This is a genomic window from Streptomyces sp. URMC 123 (assembly GCF_051386515.1).
GTDB lineage: Bacteria > Actinomycetota > Actinomycetes > Streptomycetales > Streptomycetaceae > Streptomyces.
This window is the reverse complement of record NZ_JBPQTV010000465.1, coordinates 1-3,877: the sequence shown is the minus strand read 5'-3', so window position 1 is coordinate 3,877 and position 3,877 is coordinate 1. Positions and strand designations below refer to the sequence as shown.

Below are 3,877 nucleotides of genomic sequence, written 5' to 3'. Positions count from 1 at the left end.
CGGTCACGGTTGAACGGACGGTCCCCACCGCGGTCACGGTTGAAGCCACCGCGCTCGCCGCCACGGTCGTCACGGCGCTCGTAGGAGCGGGCCGGACGGTCGTCACGGCGCTCCCGGTCACGGTCACGGTTGAACGGACGGTCGTCCCGGCGCTCGTAGTTGCCCCGCTCGTCGCGGCGCTGGTACGACGCCGGACGCTCGTACGAGGACGACGGACGCTCGTACGAGGACGAGGCAGCGGCGGCGGGAGCCGACGCGGTCGCGGCGGCCGCGGACTCGGCCGGAGCGGCCTGCTCCGGGACGGCCGCGGCGGCCGGCGCCTCGGTCTGCTCCGACGTCCGGGCAGCGGCGGCGGCCAGCGCCTCCGCCGGGTCCTCCCCGCGCTCGCGCGCCGCACGCGCGGTCAGCCGGTCGGCCTCCTCGCGCAGCTCGGCGGCCCGGCGCTGCACCTTCTCCAGCTCGCGGGTGAGGCTCTGGACCTCGCGCTCGGCCTGCTTGGCGGCGTTGGACGCCGACTCGGCCTGCACCTCGGTGAGGGAGCGGGCACCGGTGATCCGGGCGACGTCCTCGTCGAAGGCGCCGGCCCCGCCGACGATGTGGCGCGAGGCGTCGACGCCCGCGTCCTCCATCAGCCGGAAGATCTGCTTCCGCTGGTGCGGCAGCGCCAGCGAGACGACCGTGCCGCTCTTGCCCGCGCGGGCCGTACGGCCGGAGCGGTGCAGGTAGTCCTTGTGGTCACCGGCCGGGTCCACGTTCAGCACCAGGTCGATGCCGTCCACGTGGATGCCGCGGGCGGCGACGTCGGTGGCGACGAGGACGTTGACGTAACCGTCCTTGAAGTCGGCCAGGGTGCGGGTACGGGCGCCCTGGGTCATGCCGCCGTGCAGCGCGTCGGCGCGCACACCGGCGTCGCAGAGCTGCTCCGCGACGCGGTCGGCGCCCAGCTGGGTGCGCACGAAGATGATCGTGCGGCCCTTGCGGGCGGCGATCGCCGCGGTGACCGGGGCTTTGTCCTTGGGCTTCACGACCAGGACGTGGTGGGTCATGGTGGTGACGTTGCCCTGGGCGCTGTCGACCTCGTGCACGACCGGGTCGGTCAGGTAGCGCTTCACGAGCGTCGCGATCTCGTTCTCCATGGTGGCGGAGAAGAGCAGGCGCTGGCCGCCGGCCGGCACCTGGTCGAGCAGCTCGGTGACCTCGGGCAGGAAGCCCAGGTCGGCCATCTGGTCGGCCTCGTCGAGGACCGCGACCTGGACCTCCTCCAGGGAGCAGGCGCCGCGGTTGATGATGTCGCGCAGCCGGCCCGGGGTGGCGACGAGGATGTCGACGCCGCGCTCCAGGGCGTAGATCTGGTTGCCCATCGACGTACCGCCGCAGACGACCTTCATCTTGAGGCCGAGCACGTCGCCGTACGGCTGGAGGGCGTCCGCGACCTGCATGGCGAGCTCACGCGTCGGCGTGAGGATCACACCGCGCGGGCGCTTCTTCTCGGTGCGGCCACCGGCGAGCCGGCTCAGCAGGGGCAGACCGAAGGAGAGGGTCTTGCCGGAGCCGGTACGGCCGCGGCCGAGGATGTCCTTGCCGGCCAGGGCGTCCGGGATGGTCGCGGCCTGGATCGGGAACGGGGTGGTGACACCGTTCTGGGCCAGCTTGCGGACGATCGGCTCGGGCAGGCCCAGGTCACCGAAGGTGATCTCGGGGGCCTTGTCCTCGGCGGCCTCGGTCTCGACGACCTCGGTGTCGACGGCCTCGACGGCCTCGTCCTGAGCGGCCTCGACGACCTCGGTGATCTCGTCGGAGGCGGCGGGCGCGGAGGCGGGGGCCTCGACGACGGCCACGGCCTCGGTCGCGGGGGCGTCGACGGTCTCGTCGAGCTCGGCCGCGGGCATGACGGAGCGGTCAGAAGCGGAAACAGACATGCGAAGCAAAGAACCTTCCGGAGTCTCGGCACGCGCCCAAACCCCGTGATTCGCATACGACCGCCTCGATGCGGTCAGCCACGGCAAGAGAGAGGAACGCGCCACGCGGCGCATTCCGGTCTCTTCGGACCGAAATGGCCAGGCAAATGGGATCAAACGATCTACCACCATACGCACCCTTCACCCGGAAGGGCAAACGAGCACGTCAGTGGGTACGGCGTGGTCGATGATGACGCGCGCCTCCGGCGTGGGGGATGGTGTCCCGCCCGTCGACCCGCCGTCCGGCGGGGCTGTCCGACAGCGCCGTACCCCAACGGTAACCCAGGAAAGCGGCCCCCGGTCCGTGAGCCCGGCCACACCCGGCCGGCCACCCGCCGCACCGGCCCGGCCCCGGCCCGCGCACGCCGCCCGCCCCCGGCCGCACCGGCCCGGCCCCCGGCCGCGTACGCCGCTCGGCCGCCCGATCACACCACCGGCTGCGGCCGCGGAGCCGCCGACGGCTCCCGGTGGTGCGCCGACACCGCCGACGCGCTCGGCGAGGCCGACGGCGGCTCCGTCGGCGTGGGCTCCGGGCTCGGGGGCGTCGGCTCGGGCGCCGGCGGCGTCGGCTTGGGCTCCGTGACCGTCCGGGACGGCGAGGCCGCCGGGTGCGACGGCTCCGGATCGCGCGGCCGGGGCCCCGGCCGGTCCGGGCCGCCCGCGCTCGCCGACGGCCCCGCGCTCGGCCCCGCGCCCTTCTCCCCGGCCTTGCCGTCCTTGCCGCGCTTCTCGTCCTTGCCGCCCTTGCCGTCGGGCCCGCGGTCCGCCGCGCCGCGCCCGGAGCCGCCGCCGCTGCTGCCGCCGCCCCCGGTCACCACGGGGCCGCCGTCCGGCGCCGCCTCACCGCCCCGCTCGCCGACCGAGCCGGAGGGCTTGGGCCGCTCGGGGTCGTCGCTCACGCTCATGCAGCCCGTGGCCGCCACCAGCGCGGCGAGGACCACGGCGAGCACGCGCGCCTGTGCCCGTACGGAGGGCCGCACCGGGGTGGGGTGCGCGAGCGTCCGTTCCGGCGTGCGGGGAACGGGAGTACGAGCAGGGAGCGGGCGCACGGCGGCACCTCCGGGCACGGCGGGCGGGCAGGGACTGCCGTGCTCAACTCCCGCCGCCCCGCGCAGGACACGCGCGGGCCCGTCCTCAGCCGAGCGCCGCCCGCGCCGCCGCCGAGCCCAGCGCCACGGCGCCGAGCCCGATCAGCACCGTGGCCACGACATTGGCGACGGCCGTCAGCCGGTGGCCGCGCTCGGCCAGCCGCAGGGTCTCGTAACCGAAGGTGGAGTACGTGGTGAGCGCCCCGCACAGGCCCGTGCCGAGGAACAGCCGCAGCGAGGGGGACGCGGCGCCGGCCGCGCCGGTCAGCGCCCCCAGCACCAGGCTGCCCGCGGCGTTGACGGTGAACGTCCCCCAGGGGAACGGGGAGTCGACCCGCGCCTGCACCCAACGGTCCGTCAGATAGCGCAGGGGCGCGCCGATGGCCGCGCCGACGGCGACGAGCAGCCAGTTCACGGGCGCCCCCGTCCGTCGCCGGCCACGGCTTCGCGCGGCGGCCGGCCGCGGCGCCTCACGACCCGGCGCACGGCCGCCCTCGTCGCCACCGCGCCCGCGGTCACGGCGGCCAGGGCGCCCAGCACGGTGCCCAGGGCGTAACCGGCGGCGGTCGCCGTACGGCCGTCTTCGAGCAGCTCGACGACCTCGACGGCGTAGGTCGAGAAGGTGGTGAAGCCGCCCAGCACGCCCGTGCCCAGGAACGGGCGGAGCAGCGGATGGGCCCCCTCGCGCTCGGCGACGAGCACCATCAGCACGCCGATCAGGGCGCAGCCGAGAAGGTTGACGCCGAAGGTGCTCCACGGCACGGCGGCGAGTACGCCCCCGGCGCCGCCCGAGCCCCCGCCCGAACCGCCGGACGCGCCGGCCCCGGCGGG

General features: G+C 75.6%; 4 protein-coding genes. All 4 read right to left on the bottom strand.

Features of this window, described 5'->3' with window-relative positions; translation table 11 throughout:
• On the bottom strand, window positions 1-1,919 hold a 1,919-nt coding region (locus tag ACSNOD_RS29415; protein ID WP_436770123.1), incomplete at its 3' end, for a DEAD/DEAH box helicase.
• A 464-nt stretch (window positions 1,920-2,383) separates the two neighbouring features.
• Window positions 2,384-3,007, bottom strand: a complete 624-nt coding sequence (locus ACSNOD_RS29410) for a hypothetical protein (RefSeq protein WP_436770122.1) — start codon at window positions 3,005-3,007, stop codon at window positions 2,384-2,386.
• Window positions 3,008-3,092: 85 nt separating this feature from the next.
• On the bottom strand, window positions 3,093-3,461 hold the full coding sequence (crcB, locus tag ACSNOD_RS29405; RefSeq protein ID WP_436770121.1) for a fluoride efflux transporter CrcB: 369 nt from the start codon (window positions 3,459-3,461) through the stop codon (window positions 3,093-3,095).
• On the bottom strand, window positions 3,458-3,877 hold a 420-nt coding region (locus ACSNOD_RS29400), incomplete at its 5' end, for a fluoride efflux transporter FluC (RefSeq protein ID WP_436770120.1). The genes crcB and ACSNOD_RS29400, both read right to left, overlap by 4 nt.